This window comes from Oleiphilus sp. HI0132 (assembly GCF_001635845.1).
This window is the reverse complement of the sequence record NZ_LWGJ01001655.1, coordinates 1-1,975: the sequence shown is the minus strand read 5'-3', so window position 1 is coordinate 1,975 and position 1,975 is coordinate 1. Positions and strand designations below refer to the sequence as shown.

The window sequence follows — 1,975 nt, the reverse complement described above, 5'->3', positions numbered from 1 at the left end:
TTTGCGCTCTTTGTTGGTAAAAGGGGTAACGCTGGCAGAGATTGGTAAAGAATTTAAGCTAGGCGACTATTTGAACTTAGGGGGCGGTGAGCTGAAGAGTGGTGGCTTTAGGCGGGAGTCGATTATTGCTGATGCTCTGGAAGCCGTCATTGGTGCTATCTATTTAGACAGCGATCATTCAACTTGCCGAGAAGTTGTTTTATCGTGGTATGAGCCGCGTTTCGCTAACTTGTCTTTAGATAATACCGAAAAAGACCCTAAAACCCGCCTACAAGAATATCTGCAATCTATAAAGAAAGACCTCCCGAAATATGAAGTTATTAAGGTCACAGGTGAAGCTCATGATCAGACTTTCTTTGTCGAGTGTGAGGTTGCATCAATGAGTATCAGAACAAATAGTGAAGGCCCTAGTCGACGAATAGCTGAGCAAAAATCAGCAAAGCAAGCGCTGGCTATTCTGGAAGAAAAGTCATAACCCTGGAGTATTATCATGACTGAATTCGACTTGGAAAGTTTTAATAACCCGAATACCCGTTGTGGCTATGTCGCCATTGTTGGGCGCCCTAATGTCGGCAAATCAACGTTGCTAAATCGTATATTGGGTCAAAAGATTAGTATTACCTCAAAGAAGCCTCAGACCACGCGTCACCAGATTTTAGGGATCAAAACCGAAGGCGAAGCGCAAGTCGTTTATGTTGATACACCTGGTTTGCACCTGAAAGAACATAAAGCGATTAATCGATATATGAATAAAGCGGCGTCAGATTCGCTTAAGCATGTTGATGTTATTGTCTTTTTGGTTGATCGAACCAAGTGGACAGAGGAAGATAGCTTCGTGCTTGAAAAAATCCAAGCTGCAAAAGCGCCTGTAATTCTCGTGTTAAATAAAGTTGATCAGGCAAAAGAAAAAGGTGCTTTGTTACCGCACATTCAAGTTTTGGCTGAGAAGCATTCGTTCAACGAAATTATTCCAGTTTCTGCCAAGCATGGACATAATGTTGATTCTCTTGAAAAACTAATTGATAGCTTCCTTCCAAACAGTATTCATTACTATCCTGAAGATCAAGTGACTGACAGAAGTCAGCGCTTTCTGGCTGCTGAGCTTGTGCGTGAGAAGATCATGCGACAGCTGGGGGAAGAGCTACCTTATGCGGTGACTGTAGAGATTGAAGAGTTTAAACAGGTTAAGCACGTGCTGCATATTAGCGCGCTAATACTTGTAGAGCGCAGTGGTCAAAAGAAAATCGTTATTGGTGACAAGGGTGAACAAATAAAAATCATTGGCCGTGATGCTCGTAAAGAAATGGAGCGCTTGTTTGATACCAAGGTGATGTTAAACCTATGGGTTAAGGTCAAAAGTGGTTGGTCTGATGATGAAAGGGCTTTAAAGAGTTTGGGTTATCGAGACGAGTAAGGCTCCTTTAAATAGGGGGCGGTCAGTGCATGAGTATGATTGAGGAGCAGCAAGCGGTTTATGTTTTGAACCGGCGCCCTTATCAGGAGTCCAGTCTTTTAGTTGATGTGTTTTCACTTAATTTCGGACGGCTTACTTTGATCGCAAAAGGGGCCTTGCGAAAAGGAAGTGCTTGGTCAGCCTTGCTTCAACCCTTTCAGGCTCTTTTGCTCTCTTGGAGTGGCCGCTCTTCAATCAAAACACTTCGATCCGTCGATGTTCCAAGCCAGCCCTATAAGCTTCGCGCAAACTATCTTTTTAGTGCTTACTACCTTAATGAATTGGTTCTGAAGCTAGTACCGGACAATGAGCCAAGCCTGGGAGTGTTCTCAAACTATGTAGATTGTTTGGATCAGCTAGCTGAAGGGCAAGACTTGCAGCGCTGTTTGCGAAAATTTGAATACCTTTTACTGAGTGAGCTAGGATTACTGCCTGATTTTGAACATGATATTTATGGTCACAAGATTCAGAAGGATCAGGGATATAAGTTTCTTTCACAGCAAGGTTTTGAAGGAGTTGGTA

The 1,975-nt window shown here is 43.0% G+C and carries 3 protein-coding genes; all 3 read left to right on the top strand.

The features are described from left to right. Positions 1 to 475, top strand: a 475-nt coding sequence (locus tag A3766_RS25445; protein ID WP_082907219.1) for a ribonuclease III family protein, incomplete at its 5' end; no start/stop codon positions are given. A gap of 15 nt (positions 476 to 490) precedes the next feature. Continuing rightward, positions 491 to 1,414: a GTPase Era gene (gene era / locus A3766_RS25440; protein WP_068507888.1), complete on the top strand. Its 924-nt coding sequence runs from the start codon at positions 491 to 493 to the stop codon at positions 1,412 to 1,414. A gap of 29 nt (positions 1,415 to 1,443) precedes the next feature. Continuing rightward, positions 1,444 to 1,975: DNA repair protein RecO (gene recO, locus A3766_RS25435; protein WP_068643204.1), on the top strand; the 532-nt coding region annotated here is incomplete at its 3' end.